This window comes from Streptomyces sp. NPDC040589 (assembly GCF_055594445.1).
This window is the reverse complement of record NZ_JBVIWP010000002.1, coordinates 944,783-966,480: the sequence shown is the minus strand read 5'-3', so window position 1 is coordinate 966,480 and position 21,698 is coordinate 944,783. Positions and strand designations below refer to the sequence as shown.

18 protein-coding genes are annotated in these 21,698 nt (G+C 71.8%); 12 read left to right on the top strand and 6 right to left on the bottom strand.

Annotated features, from left to right (window positions below; all coding sequences use genetic code 11):
• Nucleotides 1–99: 99 nt before the first annotated feature.
• On the bottom strand, nt 100–1,905 hold the full coding sequence (locus tag ACZ58V_RS11345; protein WP_468183812.1) for a 3-hydroxyacyl-CoA dehydrogenase family protein: 1,806 nt from the start codon (nt 1,903–1,905) through the stop codon (nt 100–102).
• 363 nt (nt 1,906–2,268) lie between these two features.
• On the opposite strand from ACZ58V_RS11345, the gene ACZ58V_RS11340 reads away from it, so the two are divergent.
• Nucleotides 2,269–2,844 carry an adenylosuccinate lyase gene (locus ACZ58V_RS11340; RefSeq protein WP_468183815.1) on the top strand — a complete coding sequence of 192 codons (576 nt, stop codon included), beginning with the start codon at nt 2,269–2,271 and terminating at the stop codon, nt 2,842–2,844.
• A 2-nt stretch (nt 2,845–2,846) separates the two neighbouring features.
• Here ACZ58V_RS11340 and ACZ58V_RS11335 read toward each other — a convergent pair whose 3' ends face one another.
• The 4 genes from ACZ58V_RS11335 to ACZ58V_RS11320 form a co-directional block, all read right to left on the bottom strand.
• The gene (locus ACZ58V_RS11335) at nt 2,847–3,350 is read right to left on the bottom strand and encodes a GNAT family N-acetyltransferase (protein ID WP_471289945.1); all 504 of its coding nucleotides are present in this window, start codon (nt 3,348–3,350) and stop codon (nt 2,847–2,849) included.
• 20 nt (nt 3,351–3,370) lie between these two features.
• Entirely contained in the window at nt 3,371–3,769 is a 399-nt protein-coding gene (locus ACZ58V_RS11330; protein ID WP_468183818.1) for a RidA family protein, read from the bottom strand.
• A gap of 56 nt (nt 3,770–3,825) precedes the next feature.
• Nucleotides 3,826–5,403 (bottom strand): alpha/beta hydrolase, encoded by a 1,578-nt coding sequence (locus ACZ58V_RS11325; protein ID WP_468183821.1) that lies wholly within the window; start codon nt 5,401–5,403, stop codon nt 3,826–3,828.
• A 136-nt stretch (nt 5,404–5,539) separates the two neighbouring features.
• Nucleotides 5,540–6,577 carry an Rv2578c family radical SAM protein gene (locus ACZ58V_RS11320; protein WP_468183824.1) on the bottom strand — a complete coding sequence of 346 codons (1,038 nt, stop codon included), beginning with the start codon at nt 6,575–6,577 and terminating at the stop codon, nt 5,540–5,542.
• Nucleotides 6,578–6,747: 170 nt separating this feature from the next.
• Here ACZ58V_RS11320 and ACZ58V_RS11315 point away from each other — a divergent pair, with 170 nt between their 5' ends.
• The 4 genes from ACZ58V_RS11315 to ACZ58V_RS11300 all read left to right on the top strand — a co-directional run bounded on the left by ACZ58V_RS11315 (nt 6,748) and on the right by ACZ58V_RS11300 (nt 13,125).
• Complete coding sequence (locus tag ACZ58V_RS11315; protein ID WP_184590182.1) at nt 6,748–7,191, top strand: SRPBCC family protein; 444 nt, start codon at nt 6,748–6,750, stop codon at nt 7,189–7,191.
• Between the two features lie 163 nt (nt 7,192–7,354).
• Entirely contained in the window at nt 7,355–9,745 is a 2,391-nt protein-coding gene (locus ACZ58V_RS11310; protein ID WP_471289685.1) for an MFS transporter, read from the top strand.
• 144 nt (nt 9,746–9,889) lie between these two features.
• Nucleotides 9,890–12,310: an ATP-binding SpoIIE family protein phosphatase gene (locus ACZ58V_RS11305; RefSeq protein ID WP_468183833.1), complete on the top strand. Its 2,421-nt coding sequence runs from the start codon at nt 9,890–9,892 to the stop codon at nt 12,308–12,310.
• 89 nt (nt 12,311–12,399) lie between these two features.
• Complete coding sequence (locus ACZ58V_RS11300) at nt 12,400–13,125, top strand: class I SAM-dependent methyltransferase (RefSeq protein WP_468183837.1); 726 nt, start codon at nt 12,400–12,402, stop codon at nt 13,123–13,125.
• Between the two features lie 19 nt (nt 13,126–13,144).
• Here the strand turns inward: ACZ58V_RS11300 and ACZ58V_RS11295 are convergent, their stop codons facing one another.
• Nucleotides 13,145–14,326, bottom strand: coding sequence for a CdaR family transcriptional regulator (locus tag ACZ58V_RS11295; RefSeq protein ID WP_471289681.1), 1,182 nt, complete (start codon nt 14,324–14,326; stop codon nt 13,145–13,147).
• A gap of 201 nt (nt 14,327–14,527) precedes the next feature.
• On the opposite strand from ACZ58V_RS11295, the gene ACZ58V_RS11290 reads away from it, so the two are divergent.
• The 7 genes from ACZ58V_RS11290 (at nt 14,528) to ACZ58V_RS11260 (ending at nt 21,696) form a co-directional block, all read left to right on the top strand.
• Nucleotides 14,528–15,460, top strand: a complete 933-nt coding sequence (locus ACZ58V_RS11290) for a substrate-binding periplasmic protein (RefSeq protein WP_471289678.1) — start codon at nt 14,528–14,530, stop codon at nt 15,458–15,460.
• An 11-nt stretch (nt 15,461–15,471) separates the two neighbouring features.
• The gene (locus tag ACZ58V_RS11285) at nt 15,472–16,227 is read left to right on the top strand and encodes an amino acid ABC transporter permease (RefSeq protein ID WP_471289675.1); all 756 of its coding nucleotides are present in this window, start codon (nt 15,472–15,474) and stop codon (nt 16,225–16,227) included.
• Nucleotides 16,224–17,018, top strand: coding sequence for an amino acid ABC transporter ATP-binding protein (locus ACZ58V_RS11280; RefSeq protein ID WP_468183847.1), 795 nt, complete (start codon nt 16,224–16,226; stop codon nt 17,016–17,018). Before ACZ58V_RS11285 ends, ACZ58V_RS11280 begins: the two co-directional genes overlap by 4 nt.
• Nucleotides 17,015–18,298 carry an NAD(P)/FAD-dependent oxidoreductase gene (locus ACZ58V_RS11275; RefSeq protein WP_471289673.1) on the top strand — a complete coding sequence of 428 codons (1,284 nt, stop codon included), beginning with the start codon at nt 17,015–17,017 and terminating at the stop codon, nt 18,296–18,298. The genes ACZ58V_RS11280 and ACZ58V_RS11275 overlap by 4 nt, the downstream gene beginning before the upstream one ends.
• Before the next feature lie 89 nt (nt 18,299–18,387).
• Entirely contained in the window at nt 18,388–19,485 is a 1,098-nt protein-coding gene (locus ACZ58V_RS11270; protein WP_471289670.1) for an SGNH/GDSL hydrolase family protein, read from the top strand.
• A gap of 71 nt (nt 19,486–19,556) precedes the next feature.
• Nucleotides 19,557–20,390 (top strand): M55 family metallopeptidase, encoded by an 834-nt coding sequence (locus ACZ58V_RS11265; protein WP_468183855.1) that lies wholly within the window; start codon nt 19,557–19,559, stop codon nt 20,388–20,390.
• Nucleotides 20,383–21,696, top strand: coding sequence for a M20/M25/M40 family metallo-hydrolase (locus ACZ58V_RS11260; RefSeq protein ID WP_471289668.1), 1,314 nt, complete (start codon nt 20,383–20,385; stop codon nt 21,694–21,696). Before ACZ58V_RS11265 ends, ACZ58V_RS11260 begins: the two co-directional genes overlap by 8 nt.
• Nucleotides 21,697–21,698 lie beyond the last annotated feature (2 nt).

The following is a 21,698-nucleotide window of genomic DNA, read 5'->3' as shown; positions in this document are numbered from 1 at the left end:
ATGTGCGCAGCTCGCTGCGCATGGCCTGGTTCGTGGAACCGGTCCGGGCCGAGCAGGCCACCCCACTCGGTGCCGGACCGGAACCAGTCGCCGGGACCCTCAGCGCTTGGCATATTCGCGGAAGCCACGGCCGGTCTTGCGGCCGAGGCAGCCCGCGGCCACCAGGTGCTCCAGCAGCGGAGCCGGGGCGAGACCCGGGTCGCGGAACTCGCGGTGCAGGACCTTCTCGATGGCGAGCGAGACATCGAGCCCGACGACGTCCAGCAGCTCGAAGGGACCCATCGGGTACCCGCCGCCCAGCCTCATCGCCGCGTCGATGTCGTCGAGGGACGCGTAGTGCTCCTGCACCATCTTGATCGCGTTGTTCAGGTACGGGAACAGCAGCGCGTTCACGATGAAGCCCGCCCGGTCCCCGCAGTCGACCGCGTGCTTCCTGATCCGGCCGCAGACCTCGCGGACCGTCGCGTGGACGTCGTCGGCCGTCAGCACGGTACGGACGACCTCGACCAGCTTCATGGCCGGCGCCGGGTTGAAGAAGTGCATGCCGATCACGTCCTGCGGGCGTGAGGTGGCACGGGCGCAGGCGACGACCGGCAGGGACGAGGTGGTGGTGGCCAGGATCGCGCCCGGCTTGCAGACCTTGTCCAGGGCGGCGAACAGCTGCCGCTTGACCTCCAGGTCCTCGGCGACGGCCTCCACGGCCAGGTCGACGTCGGCGAAGTCGTCGTACGTGCCCGTCGGCGTGATGCGGTCCAGGGTCTGCGCGGCGGCCTCGGCGGTCAGCCGGCCCTTGTCGACCGAGCGGGCCAGGGACTTGCCGATCCGGGCCTTCGCGGCCTGGGCCTTCTCCTCGCTGCGGGCGGCGATGACCACCTCGTACCCGCCCTTGGCGAAGACCTCGGCGATACCGGAGGCCATGGTGCCCGAGCCCGCGACACCGACCGAGCGGACCTCCCGGCCCGCGGTCACGCTGCCGCCCTCCAGCGGGGTCAGCGCGTCCCGCACGACGACCGGGCTGTCCGGCGCCTCGTACGTGTAGAAGCCACGCCCCGCCTTACGGCCGGTCAGGCCCGCCTCGCTGAGCTGCTTGAGGATCGGGGCCGGTGCGTGCAGACGGTCGCGGGACGCGGCGTACATCGCCTCCAGGACCGTGCGCGCGGTGTCGACGCCGATCAGGTCGAGCAGCGCCAGCGGGCCCATGGGCAGCCCGCAGCCCAGCCGCATCGCGGCGTCGATGTCCTCGCGGGAGGCGTACTTCGCCTCGTACATCGCGGCGGCCTGGTTGAGGTAGCCGAAGAGCAGGCCGTCGGCGACGAACCCCGGGCGGTCGCCGACCGCGACGGGCTCCTTGCCCAGGTCCAGGGCGAGGTCGGTGACCGCCGTGACGGCCGCCGGCGCGGTCAGCACCGAGGAGACGACCTCGACCAGCCGCATCGCCGGGGCCGGGTTGAAGAAGTGCAGGCCCAGCACCCGCTCCGGACGGGAGGATTCGGCGGCCAGCCGGGTGACGGACAGGGCGTTGGTGCCGGTCGCCAGGATCGTCCCGGGGCGCACGATCCCGTCCAGCTCCCGGAAGATCTGCTGCTTGACCTCGTACGACTCGGGCGCCACCTCGATGACCAGGTCGGCGTCGGCCGCCGTCCCGAGGTCGGTGGAGGTGCGGACCCGGGCGAGGATGTCGGCGCGGTCCTGCTCGGTGAGCCGCTCGCGCTCGACGCCGCGGGCGGTGGAGGCCTCCAGGGCGGCGACGCACTTCGCGGCCTGGGCTTCGCTGATGTCGATGCCGACGACCTCGCGGCCGGCCTTGGCGAGGACCTCGGCGATGCCGGTGCCCATCGTGCCGAGGCCGACGACGGCGATGGTCTGCAGCGGGGACTGGGACGGGTCGGACAGGGGAGTGGCCATCGCGGGACTCCAGGAATGAGGGTGACGACGGGGAACACGCCCGGGTACGCCGAGGGGCGTACCGGGTGCGTGAGGAGTGCGGGTGTTGCCGGGCTGCAAGCGCACACGCCCGGTGAAGGGAGGACCGGCCCTGTCCCGGGGCCGAGTCGCACCGCGGTACCTGAGGTACCGAACCGACTTCCCCCACTGCCTTAAGGGCGTGGGAGGTACCCCCATCACGACGGCCGCGTCACCAGACCGCCGCGAGGGAATACGAGTGGGTAACTCGCTCGTCTGAGCTTAACTGGCGGGTAACGAGCGCGCCAGCCCTCGTCTTTGTGATGTACGTCCCGCGCGGCTCGCGGCACCCCTAATCTCTCAACCATGGACGAAGAGTTGCGATCACTCACGCTGCGCTTACGGCAGGAGTCGGGGGCGGTGCCCGCGTTCGAGCGGCTCGTGGCGACCGAGGACGTCGATGCCCTGGCAGGTGTGCTGACGGCACCCGGGCAGCAGCTGTGGGCGAGGGAGCTGGCCGCGTTCCGGCTCGGGCTCGCGCGGGACCGGCGGGCCTTCGAGGCCCTGGTGCTGCTGCTGAACCACCGTGACCCGCCGCGCTGCGCCTCCGCCGCCTACGCCCTCGCCCGCCTCGGAGACCCGCGCACCGCCCGCGCGGCCGCCGCCCTCGCCACCAACGAACTGCGTGTCGCCTACGCCCTCCACCCCGTTCGGCTCCTGGTCGAGCTGCGTGCCCCGGAGGCCGTGCCCGCGCTGATCACCACTCTGCGCCGGCGGCTGCGGCCGCACGACCCCTACCGTCGTGTGGCCCTCGCCTGTGTGGACGGACTCGGCACGCTCGGCGACGCCCGGGCCAGGCCCGTCCTGGACGAGGCCCTCGCCCATCCGGTGCTCGCGGAGGCGGCGGTGCGGGCGCTGGGGAGGATTCCGAAGCAGCGGTGAGGTCAGCGGGGGAGCGGTCTCGCGTAGCGCACCTCGGGAACGGTGGTGCCCTCCACCTCGAAGGGCTCCTCGGCACCGTCCGCGTGGAAGCCGGCCCGTTCGTAGAAACGGCGGGCCCGGCCGTTCTCCTTGAGGACCCACAGGAGCAGCCTGCCGTGCCCCGCGGTGGAGCAGCGCTCGACCGACTCCGCGAGCAGTGCCTGTCCCACACCCCGTCCCAGGTGTTCCGGGTGGACGTAGATGGCGTACAACTCGGCGTCCGGCGTGAGGACTTCACCGTCCCGGTACGGGCCGTGGCAGGCCCAGCCGACGAGTTCGCCCCCGTCGTCCTCGGCGACCAGGTTCACCACGCCGTCGTCGGCCTGCGCGAGGTACCTGCGACGCCGGTCGGCGTCCTCCGCGACGCTGAGCCCGTCCAGATGCGACTGCGGGATCAGGCCCCGGTAGGCGTTCTGCCAGCCGCCTGTGCGGATCTCCGCGACGCGGTCGCAGTCGGCGAGCACCATCTCCCGGACCCGGAGCCCCTTCACTCCGCCACCACGGCGAAGGCCTCGACTTCCAACAGGAACTCCGGCCGGACCAGCCCGGCGACCCGCACCGCCGAGGCGGCCGGCAGCCGGTCGTCGGGTATGTGCTCGGCGCGGGCCGCGCGGATGGCCGGCATATGGGCCATGTCCGTGACGAAGTAGGTGAGTTTGACGACGTCGTCGAAGGTCGCCCCGGCCGCGGCCAGGCAGCGCCCGAGGTTCTCGAAGACCTGGCGGGCCTGCGCCGCCGGGTCGCCCTCGCCGACCAGCCCGCGCCGCTCGTCGAGCGCCAACTGACCGGAGACGGCCACGAAACGGCCGGTGCCCATGACGACGTGGCTGTACTGGGCCGCGGCAGCGACCCCGTCGGGGGCGGCGATTCTCGTCAGCTCACTCATGGGGCCATAGTGGACCACGGGTCTGACAGTGCCCGCCCCGACGGACGGTCGGGTGCTCAGCCGCGGAAGCCGAGCAGGCGGTGCAGGGTCGAGCCGCGGGCGGACATCGACGCCGTTTTCGACGTCAGCGGCTTGGGGTCCGGCAGGGCGTCGCACGTCGCGTCCCGTGTGCCGATACCACGTGGCACGGTGCCGTCGGACAGATAGGTCGCCAGGTACTTGTCCAGGCAGGCGTTCCCGCTCAGCGTGACGCCGTGGTTGCCGCCGCCCTGCTCGACCACCAGGCTGGAGCGCGCCAGCAGGTCGTGGACGGTGACGCCGCCCTCGTACGGAGTGGCCGCGTCGTCCGTCGCCTGGAACAGCAGGGCCGGCGGCAACTGGCCGTTGGCGATGCTCACCGGGCGCGCCGCGTCGGTCGGCCAGAACGCGCACGGTGCGTTGTACCAGGCGTTGTTCCAGGTCATGAACGGCGCCTTCTCGTACGCCGCCCAGTTGTCCTTGCGCCACTGGTGCCAGTCACGCGGCCAGAACGCGTCCCGGCACTGCACCGCGGTGTAGATGCTGTAGCTGTTGTCGTCGGCGGCGTCGATCGAGCCGAAGTTCTTGTACACCTCGACCAGCGGGGCGGTGGTCCTGTGGTTCACATAGGCCGCCAACGCCTCCGCCAGATAGGGCCAGTAGCCGTTGTAGTAGGCGCCCGGGACGAAGGTGTCCTCCAGCTCCGCGGCGCCCACCTTGCCGCCCGCCGGGTTCTTGGCCAGCGCCGCCCGCATCGCGTACCACGTGGCCTCGATCTTCTCCGGGTCGGTGCCGAGCCGGTACCGCTCGTCGTGCCTGGCGACCCAGGCCATGAAGGCGCGGTGGCGGTCGTTGAAGGCGTGGTCCTGGTTGAGGTTGGCGGTGTACCAGACGTCGGTGGGGTCGACGATCGAGTCCAGGACCATGCGCCGGACGTGCTGCGGGTACAGCCGCCCGTAGACCGCGCCCAGATAGGTGCCGTACGAGTAGCCGAAGTAGTTGATCTTCCGCGCGCCCAGTGCCTGCCGGATCACTTCGATGTCGTGCGCGGCGCTGACCGTGTTGATGTGCGGCAGCAGGTGCCCGTACTTCTCGGTGCAGGAGACGGCGAAGGACTTGGCGCGGGCGAGGTTGGCCCGCTCGACCTCGGGCGTGCTCGGCACGGAGTCGGGGCGCACCGGGCCGAAGTAGCCGGGCCGGCAGTCCAGCGCGGGCCTGCTCTCGCCCACTCCGCGTGGGTCGAAGCCGATGATGTCGTACTGGGCCGCGACCTCCCTGGGCAGCGAGGTCGCGACGAAACCGGCGAGCGTCAGACCGTCGCCGCCGGGGCCGCCGGGGTTGACCAGCAGCGGGCCCTGGAACGTCCCGGCGGTGTGCGGGACACGGGACAGCGCGAGGGTGATCTGCGGACCGCGCGGGTTCGCGTGGTCGAGCGGCACCTTGACGGACGCGCACTGGAGCATCGGATAGTCGGTGGTGCCGCACTTCTTCCAGCCGGGTTTCGCGGCGCGAAACGTTTCCGCGGAGTGCGGTGCGCTCGCCTCGGCGGGCACGGCCGTAAGGCTCCCGGCCAGCACGACGGCAGCGCCGCACAGCACGGCTGCGCGTGTTCTCATGGAGTCCTTCCAGGGCGGAGAGGCGTCGGACCGCGGAGTTCACGGTCATCGCCGATTCGTCCCGGCAAGCGGCTCTGGAAGAACGTGTTCTGTCAAGACTTGACCCGATTGGGCCGTGAGGTGCGCTCGAACGCTCCTATATGAGCGACAGTTGGGTGGGTTCGGACGTCGGTGGCTCGGCAGGTTCGGGCGGCCGGATCCGGCGCGGCAGATCCGCGCGCGTGGGCCCGATGCCGTACTCCTCCGCCAGCTCGTGGACCTGACGGGTGATCCGGCGCTGGTACCACTTCGGGGCGTAGGAGCCCTCCGCGTACAGCCGCTCGTACCGGGCCACCAGATGCGGATGGTGCCGGCCCAGCCAGGCCATGAACCACTCGCGGGCCCCGGGCCGCAGATGCAGCACCAGCGGTGTGACGGACGTGGCGCCGGAGGCCGCGATCGCCCGCACGGTGGCCCGCAGTTGGGCCGGCCGGTCGCCCAGGAACGGGATCACCGGCGCCATCAGCACACCACAGCCGATGCCGTGCTCGCCCAGGGTCCGTACGACGTCCAGGCGCCGCTCCGGCGCGGGCGTGCCCGGCTCGACGGTGCGCCACAGCTCGGGGTCGGTGAAACCGACCGAGACGGATATGCCGACATCGGTCACCTCCGCGGCCCGCTTGATCAGGTCCAGGTCGCGCAGGATCAGCGTGCCCTTGGTCAGGATCGAGAAGGGGTTCGCGTGCTCGCGCAGGGCCGAGATGATGCCCGGCATCAGGCGATAGCGGCCCTCGGCGCGCTGGTAGCAGTCGACGTTCGTGCCCATCGCGATGTGCTCGCCCTGCCAGCGCCGCGAGCCGAGCTGCCGGCGCAGCAGCTCCGGCGCGTTGACCTTCACCACGATCTGGGAGTCGAAGCCGAGGCCCGTGTCGAGGTCGAGGTAGCTGTGCGTCTTGCGCGCGAAGCAGTACACACACGCGTGCGAGCAGCCGCGATAGGGATTGACCGTCCACTGGAACGACATCCGCGAGACCGCCGGCACCCGGTTGATGATCGAACGGGCCCGGATCTCGTGGAAGGTGATGCCGGCGAACTCCGGCGTGTCGAACGTGCGGGTGGTGACCGCGTCCGCGCCGAACAGCGCGGAGTCGGCCCGGCTGTGTTCGGAGTCCGTGGTGAGGTTCTCCCAGCGCATGACGCCTCCTCGGTAGCACTGCCCACAGAATAGAACACATGTTCCCTTGATCGTGCGAGGGTGCTTTACGAACGTGTTCGACCGGGTTCGGGGACCCCGATTTGGGGGGCCGGGCAGCGGGGTGGTTGGCTTGCCCCGACCCCCGAGAAACCATGTCCTGGAGGAACCTGATGGCGCAGGTCGAGGCCACTACGGAGCGGATCGTCGCGGCGGACGCGGAGACGGTGTTCGACGCCCTCGCCGACTACAGCGGGACGCGCGAGAAGCTGCTGCCCGAGCACTTCAGCGAGTACGAGGTGCGCGAGGGCGGCGATGGCGAGGGCACCCTCGTCCACTGGAAGCTCCAGGCGACCAGCAAGCGCGTGCGCGACTGCCTCCTGGAGGTCAGCGAGCCCACCGACGGTGAGCTGGTCGAGAAGGACCGCAACTCCTCCATGGTCACCACCTGGCGGGTCACCCCGGCCGGCGAGGGCAAGTCCCGGGTCGTCGTGACCACCACCTGGACCGGCGCCGGCGGCATCGGCGGCTTCTTCGAGAAGACCTTCGCGCCCAAGGGCCTCGGCCGGATCTACGACGCGATGCTCGTCAAGCTCGCCTCCGAGGTCGAGAAGTAGCCGCCCGTCTCCCCAAGATCCAACCGTGCGGGGGCCGTTGCGCCCCCTCACCGGTTCGGGTGATCTCCGGGCGGACCCGCCGCATGCCGTAACTCGTCGTGCTTGCTCATAGTTGTCGCTTTTACGCGGGAATGGTGCGGCAGCGCGACGAGGGGAGCGGTAGGTGGGCGGAATCACTCTGGCGCAGGACGAACCGGCGGTGGCGCCACCAGACACCTCCGCCCCACCACCGGCCCCGGCCGCCGAACTGAGCCCCCGCCGGGTCCGGTTGATCTTCTTCGCGCTCATGCCGGCCCTGCTCCTGGCCGCCCTGGAGCAGATGATCGTCGCCACCGCGCTCCCGAAGATCGTCGGCGAGCTGCACGGCCTGGACCGGATGTCCTGGACGATCACCGCCTACCTGCTCACCGCCACGGTCGGACTGCCGATCTACGGCAAGCTCGGCGACCTGCTGGGCCGCAAGGGCGTCTTCCAGTTCGCCATCGTCGTCTTCGTGGCCGGCTCCGCGCTCGCGGGCCGCGCGCAGACCATGGACCAGCTGATCGCCTGCCGCGCCCTCCAGGGCGTCGGCGCGGGCGGTCTCATGATCGGCGTCCAGGCGATCATCGCGGACATCGTGCCGCCCCGGCGGCGCGGCCGCTACATGGGCCTGATCGGCGCCGCGTTCGGCCTCGCCTCCGTGGCCGGGCCGCTGCTCGGCGGCTACTTCACGGACCATCTCTCCTGGCGCTGGTGCTTCTACGTCAACGTGCCCTTCGGCCTGGTCACCCTCGCCGTCGTCGCCGTCGCGCTGAAGCTCCCGAAGCCGGCCGTCAGGGCCCGGCTGGACGTCCTCGGCGCGCTGCTGCTGACCGCCGCCTCCACCTGCCTGGTGCTGCTGACCAGTTGGGGCGGCACCGAGTACGCCTGGGACTCGCGCATGATCCTCGGCCTCGGTGCCGGGGCGGCCGCGGCGACCGTCCTCTTCCTCGTCGTCGAGCACTTCGCCGTCGAACCCCTCATCCCGCTGCGGCTGTTCAGGGACTCCGTCTTCAACGTCACGGGTCTCGTCGGCCTGGTGACCGGAGCCGGACTGTTCGGCGCCGCCAGCTATCTGCCGACCTGGCTGCAGATGGTCGACGGGGCCTCCGCCACCGAGTCGGGCCTGCTCATGCTGCCGATGACGGGCGGCATCGTCGGCGCCTCGGTCATCGCCGGACAGCTCATCAGCCACACCGGCCGCTACAAGGCCTACCCGATCCTCGGCGGCGCCCTCTCCGTCACCGGCATGTGGCTGCTCTCCCGCCTCGACGCCGACACGCCCCGGCTGCACTCCAGCATCTGGATGGCCGTCCTCGGCGCCGGCATCGGCATGGTGATGCCGGTCCTGATCCTCGCCGTGCAGAACTCGGTGCGCCCCGCCGACCTCGGGACCGCCACCAGTGCCAACAACTACTTCCGGCAGATCGGCGGCAGTGTCGGAGCGGCCGTCTTCGGCACCCTCTTCGCCGGCCGGCTCGCCGACGCGCCGGCCCACCGCCTCCCCGCGCGCGCGGGCGACCGGCTGCCCGACCCCGAGGCCATCACCCCGCAGCTCGTGCACACGCTGCCCCCGGCACTGCGCGACGGCTACATCCGGGCGTACGCCGACGCCATGCCGCGGATCTTCCTCTACCTGGTGCCGGTGCTCGTCCTCGGACTGGTCATCGCCTTCTTCCTCAAGGAGAAACCACTGGTGTCCCACAACGCCTCCGCCACCGACCCGGACACGGCGCCGGGGAACGCCGCGATCCCGCAGGCGCGCGCACCGCACGCGGCCGGAATGCCCGTCTGCGGCTCGGTGCAGCACCACGACGGGACCGTGGTGCCGCGCGCGGCGCTCACCCTCATCGACGTCACCGGGCAGCAGACCGGGCGCGGCGCGAGCGGTGAGGACGGGCGCTACGCGCTCCCCACCCCCGGTCCCGGCGCCTATGTGCTGATCGCCGCCGCGGGCGGCCACCAGCCGCAGGCCGTCTCCGTGACGGTCGGTGAACGCCCCGTCGAACTGGACATCGTCCTCGGCGGCGCCGGAAACCTCGTCGGCAGCGTGGTCACCGCCGACGGCACGCCCGTGCGGGACGCCACCGTCACGCTCACCAACGCGCACGGCGCGGTCGTGGCCACCACCCGCAGCGGCAGGGAGGGCGGTTACGTCATCACCGAACTGGTCGCCGGTGAGTACACCCTCGCCGCCGGAGCGCCCGCCTTCCGCCCGGCCGCGCTGCTCGTCACCGTCCAGGCCGATCGCGAGACCCGCCGGGACATCGAACTGGCCGGCGGCGCCGTCCTGCGCGGCACCGTCCGGGCGGGCGGCGGCCGCCCCGTGGAGGACGCCCGTGTGACCCTGCTGGACGTGGCGGGCAACGTCGTCGACACCCTCACCACGGGCCCCGACGGGACGTTCCGGTTCGTCGACCTGTCCTCCGGCGAGTACACCGTCATCGCCGCCGGATACCCGCCCGTCGCCACCGTCCTCCAGGTGGCCGGGGGCGGCCGCACCGAGCGGGACCTCCAGCTGGGACACGAGGACTGAAGCGCACCGGCGCGCGGGGTCGCACGCCGGTGCGAGGCCCGCGCGAGTAATTCCCGCATTGCCTCACATCGCCACCGGCGGGCGCCGTACGGTGGTGACGCCGGCACAGATCTCGCGGATCCGTGGGGAGAGAGGGCCTGGGCCATGGACCGTGGCACCGACAAGGCTGAGCAGGGCATGGGGACAGAACCCGACGAGCCCGGCCGCGTCCCCCTGGCCGTCGTCGTGGTCGACCGCGACGGCCTCGTGTCCCACTGGAGCCGGGGCGCACGGCGCCTGTTCGGCGTCCCCAAGGACGAGGCGATCGGCCGCACGGCCCTTGACCTGCTCCCCGTCTCCGGCGCCCTGCCCGAAGAGCGGGACACCACCCCGCACGCCGCCTACGACGGTCTCGGGCCCGACCTCGAATCGTCCCTCGACGGCGGCCTGTCCTACCCGGCGGCGGGCCGCGCCCGGCTCACCGCGTCCGGGGGCGGCCGGGTCGACATCCTGTGGTGGGCCTACCCGCTGGTGATGCCCGGGCCGGAGCGGCTGCTCGTGCTGGCCGTCGACGCCGAGGGGCTGCGTGCGGACGACGGGGCGCTGGAGCGGATAGCTCCCGGCTTCGCGCTGCACACGGACTTCCCCGGGTCGGAGGAACTCGCCCGCCGGCTGCCCGAGATCCTGCCCAGCATGAGCGTCGGCGAGAGCGCCCGCATCGTCGGGCAGGTCCTCGAACTCGGTTATCCGATCCTGGAGTTCAGCCAGAACGACCGGGTGCCCGTCACCCCCGACTGGGGCGTGGCCCGGCGGGCCGAGCGTAAGGCGCGCAGGGAACGTGCCGCGCGGGCCCTGGCCGCCGGCGAGCCCGTCCCGGAGGAACTGCGCGACGAGGGCGAGGACCTCGAGTACGCGGCCGTCCGCGAGCATCTGGAGTTCCTCAACGAGGTCAGCGGCCGCATCGGCACCTCCCTCGACCTGTCCCGCACGATCATCGAGGTCAGCAGGGCCGTCGTGCCCCGGTTCACCGATGTCGCCGGGACGTATCTGCGCGAACAGGTCGTCGCCGGCGAGGGGTTCCCGGACGGTGTGCCCGACACGACCACCCTGTGGCACCGGGTCGCCGTGGAGCACACCGACGAGCCCGGCCGCTGGGACGACGTCGTCCCGGTCGGGGAGGCCATGCCGTTCCCCGCGCACACGCCGTTCTTCCAGTGCATGACCTCCGGCGAACCCGTCCTCGTGCCGCGCATCAGCGAGGAACTGGGCCACGCCATCGCCGCGCAGTTCGAGAAGCGCGACATCCGGCCGCTCATCACGGGCCGCTCCATGCTGGTCGTGCCGCTGAAGGCCCGCCATGTCGTGCTCGGCTTCATGATCCTGCTGCGGCACCCGGAGCGGCCCGTCTTCAACGACATGGACCGCGTCACCGGCGCCGAACTCGCCGCCCGCGCGGGCCTCGTGCTCGACAACGCGCGCATGTACACCCACCAGGAGAACGTCGCCGAGACGCTCCAGGACAGCATGTTGCCGCACATCCCGCCCCGCATGGCGGGCTGCGACATCGCCACCCGCTATCTGCCGGGCACCCTGCTCGGGCGGGTCGGCGGCGACTGGTTCGACGCCGTGAAGCTGCCCGGCGGCCGTACCGCGTTCGTCGTCGGCGACGTCATGGGCCACGGTCTGAACTCGGCCGCGATGATGGGTCAGTTGCGGACGGCCGTGCAGACCATGGCCGGACTGGACCTGCCGCCCGCCCAGCTGCTGCGCAACCTCGACGACCTCGCCCAGCGCCTCGGCGACACCTACCTCGCGACCTGCCTGTACGCCGTGTACGACCCGATCGCGAGCGAGCTGCACCTCGCCAACGCCGGGCACATCCCGCCCGTCCTGGTCCGGGCCGACGACGGGCGCAGCGAACTGCTGGAGCTGCCCACGGGAGCGCCGATCGGCGTCGGGGGAGTGCCCTTCGAGGCGGAACGCCTGCGTGTGGAGCCGGGAGACCGGCTGGTGATGTGCACCGACGGGCTGGTCGAGGTGCGCGGCGAGGACATCGGCGTGGGCCTCGCGACCCTCTGCGAGTCGGCCGCCCACCCGGCGGCTTCCATGGACGACGCCTGCGACACCATCATCCGGTCCCTCAACACCTGCGGTGGCCGCAAGGACGACGTGGCGCTGCTGATGGCCCGGCTGAACGGCATCGAGCCCGACGACGTCGCCGAGTGGCGGCTCGCCCTCGACCCGGCCGAGGCCGGCCGGGCCCGTGCGGTGGTCCGCGAGCAGTTGCACGACTGGGGCCTGGCGAGGCTGGTCGCGTCCGCCGAGCTGATGGTCAGCGAACTCGTCACCAACGCCGTACGGCACTCCCACGCACGCCCCGTGGAACTGCGCCTCGTCCGCGGCGACACCCTGCTGTGCGAGGTGGACGACGACGACCACGAGCTGCCGACGCTGCTGAGCAGCGGCTCTCTCGACGATTCCGGGCGCGGTCTGCGGGTCGTCAGCGCGCTGTCCCGCGAGTGGGGCACCAGCCGCACCAAGACGGGCAAGACGGTGTGGTTCGAACTGACGTTGCCCAGGCGCTGACGCCGGACGCTTGTCGTGGCCCGCGCCGCGCGGTACACCGGACTCGCCCGCCGCACGGCGGGATTCGTTCGCACCCTGGGGAGTCGGTCATGAGCGTGACGAGTCGGTACCGGGAGGCGTGGGAGGGGTTCTGGCGTGCGGCGTCCGCCGAACCGGGGGCGGTGTTCTGGGACGCCGAGCCGGTCCTTACCGCCGGCCCGCACCTCGCCCTGTTCGAACCTCATGTGGCCGATCCCGCTCTGCCGATGGTGGACCTCGGCTGCGGCAACGGCACCCAGAGCCGCTACCTCGCCGACCGCTTCCCGCGGGTCGTGGGCGCCGATCTGTCGGCCGCGGCCCTCGACCACGCCCGGCGGGCCGACCCGGCGGGGCAGGTCACGTACCGGCAGCTGGACGCCGCCGAGAAGAGCGAGACGCAGACCCTGCACGCGGAGCTCGGCGACACCAACGTCTACATGCGGGGCGTACTGCACCAGTGCGAACCGGACGACCGGCAGTCGCTGGTGGACGGGATCGCCACGCTGGTCGGCGACCGCGGCCGTGCCTTCCTGGTGGAGCTCTCCGGGGCCGCCAAGCCGCTGCTGATGGGCCTGGCGAGCGGCCCGGCCGGTCCGCCGCCCAAGCTCGCGCCGGTGTTCCGGCACGGCATCGCACCCGGCGAGGTTTCCGACGACGCCGTCCCCGAGTATCTGCGCTCGGCCGGTCTCACCGTCCTGGCGAGCGGCGAGACGCCACTGACGACCACCGAGTACCGCCCCGACGGCACGCGCATCGAGCTGCCCTCCAGGTGGCTGGTGGCGGGGCGTATCGCCTGAGGCGAGCGGTCAGTGGTCCTCAGTGGTCCGGGCCGCCCAGCCGGTCGGCCAGACAGGCCAGGTAGAGGGCCATGGCCGTCCGGTGCTCGCGCAACGAACGCCCGGTGAGCTGCTCGATCTTGTTCATGCGGTAGACGACGGTGTTGCGGTGGATGTGCAGCGCCGCGGACGCCCGTACGAGGTTGAAGCCGCTCTCGCACCAGGCCGTGACCGTGTCGCGGAGCGCCGGCCAGTCCGGCTGGTCCCGCAACCGCGCGGCCGCGAGGTCGAGCAGGCGGGTGCGGGCGGACTGGCTCACCGCCGCCAGCAGTTGGTGGACCCGCAGATCGCTGATCGAGTGGACGGTGGAGCCGCCGCCCACCCGGGCGCCCAGGCGCAGCGCGTCGCACGCGTCCTGGTACGAGTCGTGCAGACCTCCGACGGAGGTGACCGGCTCGCCGATCCCCGCGCGGGCGGCGAGCCCGTCCTGGGCGGCGATGACGTCCGTGACCCGGCGGCAGGCGGCGGCCGGCGAGTCCGCCGGGCCCCGGGGCGGAAGCCGGTGCAGGACGCCGATCCAGCCGGGGGCCGTGCCCGCGACGATGTCCTGCGGGTCGGCGAAGACATCACGGACCGTACGCAGCAGCTCCGAGCGGACCAGCGCCATGTCCCGGGCCGGAGCGCCGCGGCGGGCGCCCGGGTCGGGCACGGTCACCTCGAACGCCACAGCGACCCGGCGCAGCCGCAGGTCGAAGCCGAGTTCCGCGGCCCGGAACATCAGGAAGTCGCCCTCCACGACCAGCGGGTCGTAGGAGGCGATGTCGGCGAGCAGTTTCTCGGCCGCCCGCTCGGCGAGCAGCCGGGAGCGCAGCATCACGGACTCCCTCAGCAGGATCTCCGTCTGCCGCTTCACCAGCAGGCCGAAGCGGCGCACCTGGGCGGGTGTGCCGGTGATCCCGACGGTCCCCACCGCCTGCCCGTCCGTGACCAGGGGCAGCGTGACCCCGGGCCGTACCCCGCGCAGTGAATGGGCCTGTGACGCGTTGTGCGTGGCGGGTTCCTTGGTGCGGATGACCTCGACGGACGCCTCGTGGAAGGTGCCGACGCGGCTGCTGTCGCCGCTGCCGATGACCATGCCGTCCGCGTCGGTGATCAGCACGTTGAAGCCGATGACCGCGGAGGTGTCCCCGGCGATCTCCTGCGCGAGTGACGGGCTCAGCACGGCGTTCCTCCCGTCGGCGGGCGGTCCGAGGTTGGACGCACCGTACAGGGGAGGGGGCGATTCCAGCCACAAGTTCGTACGAAGTGAACGGTGACGCGGGGCTGGGAGCTGCCTAGCGTAATGGCCCAATCGAACCCCCGCCGGGGACCGGTGCGGTGAGACGGCGGGTTCCTTCAGCACCGAGACGGAAGGCCCGAGCCGATGATCCGTGTGCGCTCGCTCGCTCTCGCTTTGTCCGCGATGCTCCTGATGTCCACGGCCGCCGCTTGCGGCTCGGGCGGGGACGACGCCCCCAAGAACGTGTCGGCCGAGACTGCCGCGCTGGGCACGCTCACGCCCGGCGTCATCAAAGTGGCTGTCCAGCCCTACGCGCCCTACACCAGCGTCCAGGGCGGCAGAATCGTCGGACTCGACGGCGACATCCTCGCCTCCGTCGCCAAGAAGCTGGGCCTGAAGGTCGAGCCCGAGGTGACGGACTTCGCCGGCATGCTCGCCGGGGTGCAGTCCCGCCGGGTCGACCTCACCGTCGGCGGCGTCGCCTGGTCCGAGGAACGCCAGAAGCAGGGGCTGTTCACCGATCCGCCCTACTACTCACCCCCGGCGATGGCCGTCCGCGGCGGCAAGACGTACAAGACGGTCGGCGATCTGGAAGGCCTGAACCTGGGCACCGTCGAGGGCTACGTGTGGGTCAAGTCCATCCAGGCCGTGCCCGGCGCCAAGCTGCACGCCTACCCCGACGCCAACGGCGTCTTCGACGACCTGGGCGCGGGCCGGGTCGACGTCGGTTTCCTCGACCCGCTGCTCATCATCGCGGCCCAGAAGCAACGCCCGGACCTGAAGATCGACACCGAGTACCTGACGCCGCCGACCGCCGCGCAGGTCAAGGCCAAGCCCGCCTACCAGTACTTCCAGCCGTACCAGACCGGCTTCTACCTGCCCAAGAAGGCCACCAGGCTGGAGCGGGCGATCTCCGCGCGGATCGACGCCATGTACGCGAGCGGCGAGATGGAGAAGCTCGTCAGGAAGTACGGCGGCGACCCGAAGCAGTTCCTCGTGCCCGCCGCCGACGTCGCCACGGCCCGCCGCGGTGCGGACCGGCCCCAGGACTGGACGCCCCCGTCCATCGCCCAGTGAAAGCAGACGCCATGTCCGGTCTCTTCGAGGTTCCCTGGTCCGACTACCGGCTCGATCTCATCGACGCGCTCGGGCGCACCGTGTCCTACACGGTGGCCGGCTTCACCGGCGCGGTGCTCCTCGGCCTGGCCGTGGCGCTGCTCAGGCTCAGCAGGGCCTGGCCCGCGCGCGCCCTCGCCGCCGTCTACACCGAGGTGTTCAAGAACGTCCCGCTGCTCGCCATCATCTTCCTGACCTACTTCGGCCTGGCCTCCGCCGGGATCCGGCTGGACGTCTTCACGGCCGGCTGTCTCAGCCTGATCGTCTTCTACGCCGCCTACCTGTCCGAGATCTTCCGCTCCGCGATCAGCGGTGTGCACGCCGGGCAGACCGAGGCCGGTGAGGCCCTGGGGCTCGGCAGGACGGGCATCTTCGGCCACATCGTGCTGCCCCAGGCCCTCCGGCTGGCGCTGCCCGGCACCAACACCATGCTGGTCGACCTGCTCAAGTCCACCTCGCTGCTGGTCACCGTCTCCGCCGCCGAGCTGATGTCCGAGGGGCGGCTCATCACCTCCGCCACCTTCCGGGCCCTGGAGGTGTACCTGGTCATCGCGGCGATCTACTTCGCCCTCTGCTACCCGCTGTCGCAACTGCTGCTGCTCCTGGAGCGGAAGGTCCGCTCGGGAGTGCCCCTGTCGCCGTGGAGACGACGGCGCCTGCGGGCGGCCCGCGCCCTGCTGGCCGCTGATCCGGTCGCCGGCGTACCCGTGAAGGAGGCTTCCGTATGACCGAGTCAGTGGCCGCCGTGACCCCTGCCACCCGGGACTCCTCCGAGGCCGTCATACGGATCGAAGGGCTGTGCAAGTCCTTCGACGGGCGGCTCGTGCTCGACCGGGTGGACCTCGAGGTCCGCCGGGGCAGCATCGTCAGCGTCATCGGGCAGAGCGGCGGGGGCAAGACCACCCTGATGCGCTGCGTCAACCTGCTGGAACGCCCGGACCGGGGCACCGTCGAGGTCGCCGGGGAGGTGGTGCACCACGGCGGCCGCACGGTCTGCCGCGATCTGCCCCGGCTGCGCCGCACGGTCGGCATGGTCTTCCAGCGGTTCCATCTCTTTCCGCACCTGACGGCCGTCGAGAACGTCGTGCTCGCGCAGCGCAAGGCGGGCGTGCCCGAAGAACGGGCGCTGGAGCGGGCCGTGGCGCTGCTGCGGCGGGTCGGTGTGGCCCACCGTGCCCTCGGCCGGCCCGAGCAGCTCTCCGGCGGCGAACAGCAGCGCGTCGCCATCGCGCGCGCCCTCGCCCTCACGCCCGAGGTGCTGCTCTTCGACGAGCCCACCTCCTCCCTGGACCCCGAGGCCACCCGGGAGGTACTGAGCGTGATGCGTGAACTCGCCGCCGACGGGATGACGATGCTGCTGGTCACCCATGAACTGCCCTTCGCCCGAGAGGTGTCCGACCATGTCGTCTTCGTCGACGGCGGCCGGATCGTGGAGGAGGGGCGGCCCGAGAACGTCCTGGACACTCCCGCCGAGGCCCGCACCCGGGAGTTCCTCGCGTCGTACGGGAACGCGTCATGAGCGCCGCGTCCGGTTCGAGCGGCCCGGTCGTCGTCGTGGGCGGCGGTGTCGTGGGGCTGTGCACGGCGTACTACCTGGCCGCCGCGGGCCGTGAGGTGGAGGTGGTCGAGCGGCGGCAGCTGGGTTCCGGGGTGTCGCGGGGCAACGCGGGCTGGGTCTGCCTCAGCCACTCGACGCCGGTGCCGGCCCCGGGCGTGGTGCGCTACGCCCTGCGCTCGCTCGGCCGCCCGGACTCTCCGCTGTATCTGCGGCCCCTTCCGGACCCGGCGTTCGTCCGGTGGCTGTGGCGGTTCTGGCGCAGCAGCACACCGGCCGCCTTCCGGCGCGGCTACGCGGCGGTCGCCGAGCTGAACCGTGACACCTTCGGCCTGTTCGACGGGTTGCGCGAGGCAGGCGTGGACACGACGCTGACCCGGCCCGGCATGGTGCACGCCTTCCTGTCGCCGGCCGAGGCACGGCACCACCTCGCGATCCAGCGGGAGATGGCGGACGGGCACTATCCCGTGCCCGACGACATCACCACGGGCGCCGAGGCGCACCTGCTGGACGAGGCGCTGTCACCGGCCGTACGCGCGGCCTACCTCGTGGCGGGGGAGGGCGTGGTCGACCCGGAGGCGTTCGCGCGTGCCCTGGGCGAGGCGCTGGCCGCCGCGGGCGTGAAGATCCACGAGAACGCCGAGATCACCGGGTTCCGGTCGGCGGGCGGCCGGGTCTCCGCACTGCGCACCGCCGACAGCGAGCTGCCCTGCTCGGCGGTCGTCGTCGCCGCCGGCATGCGCTCCCCGGGACTGCTCCGGCTGCTCGGCCACCACCTGCCCCTCCAGGCCGGCAAGGGCTACAGCTTCTCCGTGGACCTCGATCCGGCGCCCCGGCACACGCTGTACTTCGGCGAACGCCGGGCCGTCGCCTCACCGATCGGCGGCACCACGCGGATCGGCGGCACGATGGAGCTCAGCGGCAACAACAACCGTCTCGACTGGCGCCGTATCGTCGCGGTCGCCCTCGCGAGCCGGCACTACCTGGGCCGCTGGTTCGACGACCCGGACGACCTGGTCGGCCTGATCCGCGACCCCTGGGTGGGCGGGCGGCCGTTCCTCCCCGACGGGCTTCCGGTGATCGACCGTGTCCCGGGGCACGACAACGCCTTCGCGGCCACCGGCCACGGCATGCTCGGCGTCACCCTGGGCCCGGTCACGGGGCGCAGGCTCGCCGAGTACGTGGTCACCGGGCGGCGGTCCGAGGCTCTCGTGCCCTTCCGCTTCGGCCGGCTCCGCAGCTGAGCGCGACGCGGCCTGGTGGGCGAGCTTTTTGTCGGTGTACGGTCATTCTGCCCGGTCCGTGCACCTGTCTCGTCCTCCGGAGGACAGTCATGACGTTGCCCTGGTTACGGATGCTGGTCGCGTCGGCCGCGTCGACGGTGTTGCTCGGCACGTCCGCCGTGGCCACCGCCGCCGCACCGGACAAGGACTCGGTGGCGGCGAGCGTGCACACCGCCGGGCGGGTCAAGGACGGCGGGGACGTGCTCCGGTACAGCTGGCCCGGCGTGTACTTCGAGGGCCGGATCAGGGGCACCGGCGTCGGCATCGTGCTCGACGACCCGGCCGCCGACTACGACGTCCAGGTCGACGGAGCGACGGTGGCGACCCTCGTCACACCGGGCAGGACCACCCACTGGGTCGACGGCCTGGGCAAGGGAGCGCACACCGTACGGCTCGTCAAACGCAACGACACCCCGTGGAGCACCAGCGCGTTCGGCGGCTTCGTCGCCGCGCCGGGCGGAGCCGTGCTCTCCCGCCCGACTGCCCGCAGCCGCCAGATCGAGTTCGTCGGAGACTCCCTCACGGCGGGCTACGGCAACCTCTCGGCCTCCCGCGACTGCACCGGCGAGCAGGTCGCCCGCACCACCAACGCCGACGTGAGCTATGCCGCCCTCACCGCCCGGCGGCTGCGCGCCGACTACCAGATCAACGCGTACTCGGGCCGGGGCATGGTGCGCAACTACAACGGAGGCTCGCCGGAGGAGAACTACCGCACCTTCTACGACCGCGCGCTGCTGAACGTGCCGGGCGACGTCTGGCAGAACCCCGGCACCTGGCGGCCGCGGCTCGTGGTGGTCCACCTCGGCACCAACGACTTCTCGACCCCGATCAACCCGGGCGAGTCCTGGACGGACGAGAGCCTCGCCGCCGCGTACCGGAGCGCCTACAGCGGCTTCCTCCAGAAGCTGCGGACGCGCTACGGGCCCGGGACCACCCTGCTGGCCGTCGGTGCGGGGCCGTTCGCCGGACATGTCGAGCAGGTGGTCCAGGAGCGCACCGGCGTCGGCGACCGCCGGGTCCGCTACTGGCGGCTCGACGACACGGGCCTGGACTACACCGGCTGCCACTGGCACTACTCGGCCCAGGACCACCGGCTTCTCGCCGACCGGCTCACCTCGTTCCTCGGCGGCCTGCCGATCCGCTGGTGACGTCGTAGCCGGTTCCGCCCGCAGCGCGTAACGTGACGAACCATGAAGATCTCCATCCCGATCGGATCGTCATGAGAATCCTCATCAGCGCCGACATGGAGGGCGCCACCGGAGTCACCTGGCCGGACGACGTGGTGCCGGGCGCCGCGCAGTGGGAGCGCTGCCGTTCGCTGTTCACCTCGGACGTCAACGCCGCCGTGCTCGGCTTCCACGACGGCGGCGCCGACGAGGTGATCATCAACGAGGCGCACGCGACGATGCGCAATCTGCTGCTGGAGCAGCTGGACGAACGGGCCCAGCTGCTCACCGGCCGGCACAAGGCGCTGTCCATGGTGGAGGGCGTGCAGCACGGCGACGTCGACGGCATCGCGTTCGTCGGCTATCACGCGGGCGCCGGCATGGAGGGCGTCCTCGCCCACACCTACCTCGCGAACCAGATCACGGGCGTGTGGCTGAACGACGTACGGGCGAGCGAGGGGCTGCTCAACGCCCATGTCGTCGCCGAGTTCGGGGTGCCGGTCGTCCTGGTCACCGGGGACGACGTCGCCTGCGAGGACGCCCTCGGGTACGCGCCCGAGGCGCTGAAGGTCGCGGTGAAGGACCATGTGTCGCGGTACGCGGCCGTGTGCCGCACCCCCACCCGGACCGCCGCCGACATCCGCGCGGCCGCCAAGGAGGCCGCCGCGCTGGCGGTGCGTCACGAACCCGTGCGCGGCGGCCCGTTCACCGTCGCCGTCGAGTTCGACGCGGAACATCTGGCGATGGCCGCCACCGTCGTGCCGGGTGTGGACCGGATCGGGGAGCGGAAGGTGGCATACACGAGCGAGACCATGTACGAGGGCATCCGGGCCTTCAAAGCGGTCACCACGATCGTCTCGGCCGCGGTGGAGGAGCAGTATGGCTGAGCAGGTGGACGGGCAGGCGCTGGACGAGGTCGTGACGTACACGTCCGGCCTGATCCGGATCGACACCGCCAACCGGGGCGGCGGCGACTGCCAGGAGCGGCCAGCCGCCGAGTACGCCGCCGCGCGGCTCGCCGAGGCCGGGATCGAGCCGACGCTCCTGGAGCGCACCAAGGGCCGGACCAACGTCGTCGCCCGTGTCGAGGGCACCGACCCCGGAGCCGGCGCGCTGCTGCTCCACGGCCATCTGGACGTCGTACCCGCCGAGGCCGCCGACTGGAGCGTGCACCCGTTCTCCGGGGAGGTCCGCGACGGGGTCGTCTGGGGGCGCGGCGCCGTCGACATGAAGAACATGGACGCGATGATCCTCGCCGTGGTGCGCGGCTGGGTGCGCCAGGGCGTACGGCCCCGGCGGGACATCGTCATCGCGTTCACCGCGGACGAGGAGGCCAGCGCCGAGGACGGCTCCGGGTTCCTCGCCGACGAACACGCCGCGCTGTTCGAGGGCTGTACCGAGGGCATCAGCGAGTCGGGCGCCTTCACCTTCCACGACGGCAACGGCCGGCAGATCTACCCCATCGCGGCCGGGGAACGCGGCACGGCCTGGCTGAAGCTCACCGCGCGCGGACGCGCCGGGCACGGCTCCAAGGTGAACCGGGACAACGCGGTGACCCGGCTGTCGGCCGCGATCACCCGGATCGGCGAGCACGAATGGCCCTTGCGGCCGACCGCGACCGTGCGCGCGGCGCTCACGGAACTCGCCGCGCTCCACGGCATCGACAGCGACCTGACGGACGTCGACGCGCTGCTCGACAAGCTGGGCCCCGCCGCGAAGCTCGTCGAGTCGACCGTACGCAACAGCGCCAACCCGACGATGCTGAACGCGGGTTACAAGGTCAACGTGATCCCCGGGGAGGCCGTGGCGCAGGTGGACGGACGGTATCTGCCCGGCGGCGAGGACGAGTTCCGCGAGACCCTCGACCGGCTCACCGGACCGGACGTCGAGTGGGAGTTCCACCACCGCGAGGTCGCCCTGGAGTCGCCGGTGGACTCGGCGACGTTCGCCCGGATGCGGGCCGCCGTCGAGGAGTTCGCCCCGGAGGGGCACGTGGTGCCGTACTGCATGTCAGGGGGCACGGACGCCAAGCAGTTCTCGCGCCTCGGCATCACCGGCTACGGCTTCACACCGCTGAAGCTGCCGGAGGGCTACGACTACGGGGCCATGTTCCACGGGGTCGACGAGCGGGTCCCGGTCGAGGCGCTGCACTTCGGTGTGCGGGTACTCGACCGGTTCCTGCGGACGGCCTAGGG

Bases quoted from the DNA above. Each gene is read 5' to 3' on its own strand.
- ACZ58V_RS11345 (WP_468183812.1), bottom strand. From the start codon at position 1,905: ATGGCCACTCCCCTGTCCGACCCGTCCCAGTCCCCGCTGCAGACCATC.
- ACZ58V_RS11340 (WP_468183815.1), top strand. From the start codon at position 2,269: ATGGACGAAGAGTTGCGATCACTCACGCTGCGCTTACGGCAGGAGTCG.
- ACZ58V_RS11335 (WP_471289945.1), bottom strand. From the start codon at position 3,350: ATGGTGCTCGCCGACTGCGACCGCGTCGCGGAGATCCGCACAGGCGGC.
- ACZ58V_RS11330 (WP_468183818.1), bottom strand. From the start codon at position 3,769: ATGAGTGAGCTGACGAGAATCGCCGCCCCCGACGGGGTCGCTGCCGCG.
- ACZ58V_RS11325 (WP_468183821.1), bottom strand. From the start codon at position 5,403: ATGAGAACACGCGCAGCCGTGCTGTGCGGCGCTGCCGTCGTGCTGGCC.
- ACZ58V_RS11320 (WP_468183824.1), bottom strand. From the start codon at position 6,577: ATGCGCTGGGAGAACCTCACCACGGACTCCGAACACAGCCGGGCCGAC.
- ACZ58V_RS11315 (WP_184590182.1), top strand. From the start codon at position 6,748: ATGGCGCAGGTCGAGGCCACTACGGAGCGGATCGTCGCGGCGGACGCG.
- ACZ58V_RS11305 (WP_468183833.1), top strand. From the start codon at position 9,890: ATGGACCGTGGCACCGACAAGGCTGAGCAGGGCATGGGGACAGAACCC.
- ACZ58V_RS11300 (WP_468183837.1), top strand. From the start codon at position 12,400: ATGAGCGTGACGAGTCGGTACCGGGAGGCGTGGGAGGGGTTCTGGCGT.
- ACZ58V_RS11290 (WP_471289678.1), top strand. From the start codon at position 14,528: ATGATCCGTGTGCGCTCGCTCGCTCTCGCTTTGTCCGCGATGCTCCTG.
- ACZ58V_RS11285 (WP_471289675.1), top strand. From the start codon at position 15,472: ATGTCCGGTCTCTTCGAGGTTCCCTGGTCCGACTACCGGCTCGATCTC.
- ACZ58V_RS11280 (WP_468183847.1), top strand. From the start codon at position 16,224: ATGACCGAGTCAGTGGCCGCCGTGACCCCTGCCACCCGGGACTCCTCC.
- ACZ58V_RS11275 (WP_471289673.1), top strand. From the start codon at position 17,015: ATGAGCGCCGCGTCCGGTTCGAGCGGCCCGGTCGTCGTCGTGGGCGGC.
- ACZ58V_RS11270 (WP_471289670.1), top strand. From the start codon at position 18,388: ATGACGTTGCCCTGGTTACGGATGCTGGTCGCGTCGGCCGCGTCGACG.
- ACZ58V_RS11265 (WP_468183855.1), top strand. From the start codon at position 19,557: ATGAGAATCCTCATCAGCGCCGACATGGAGGGCGCCACCGGAGTCACC.
- ACZ58V_RS11260 (WP_471289668.1), top strand. From the start codon at position 20,383: ATGGCTGAGCAGGTGGACGGGCAGGCGCTGGACGAGGTCGTGACGTAC.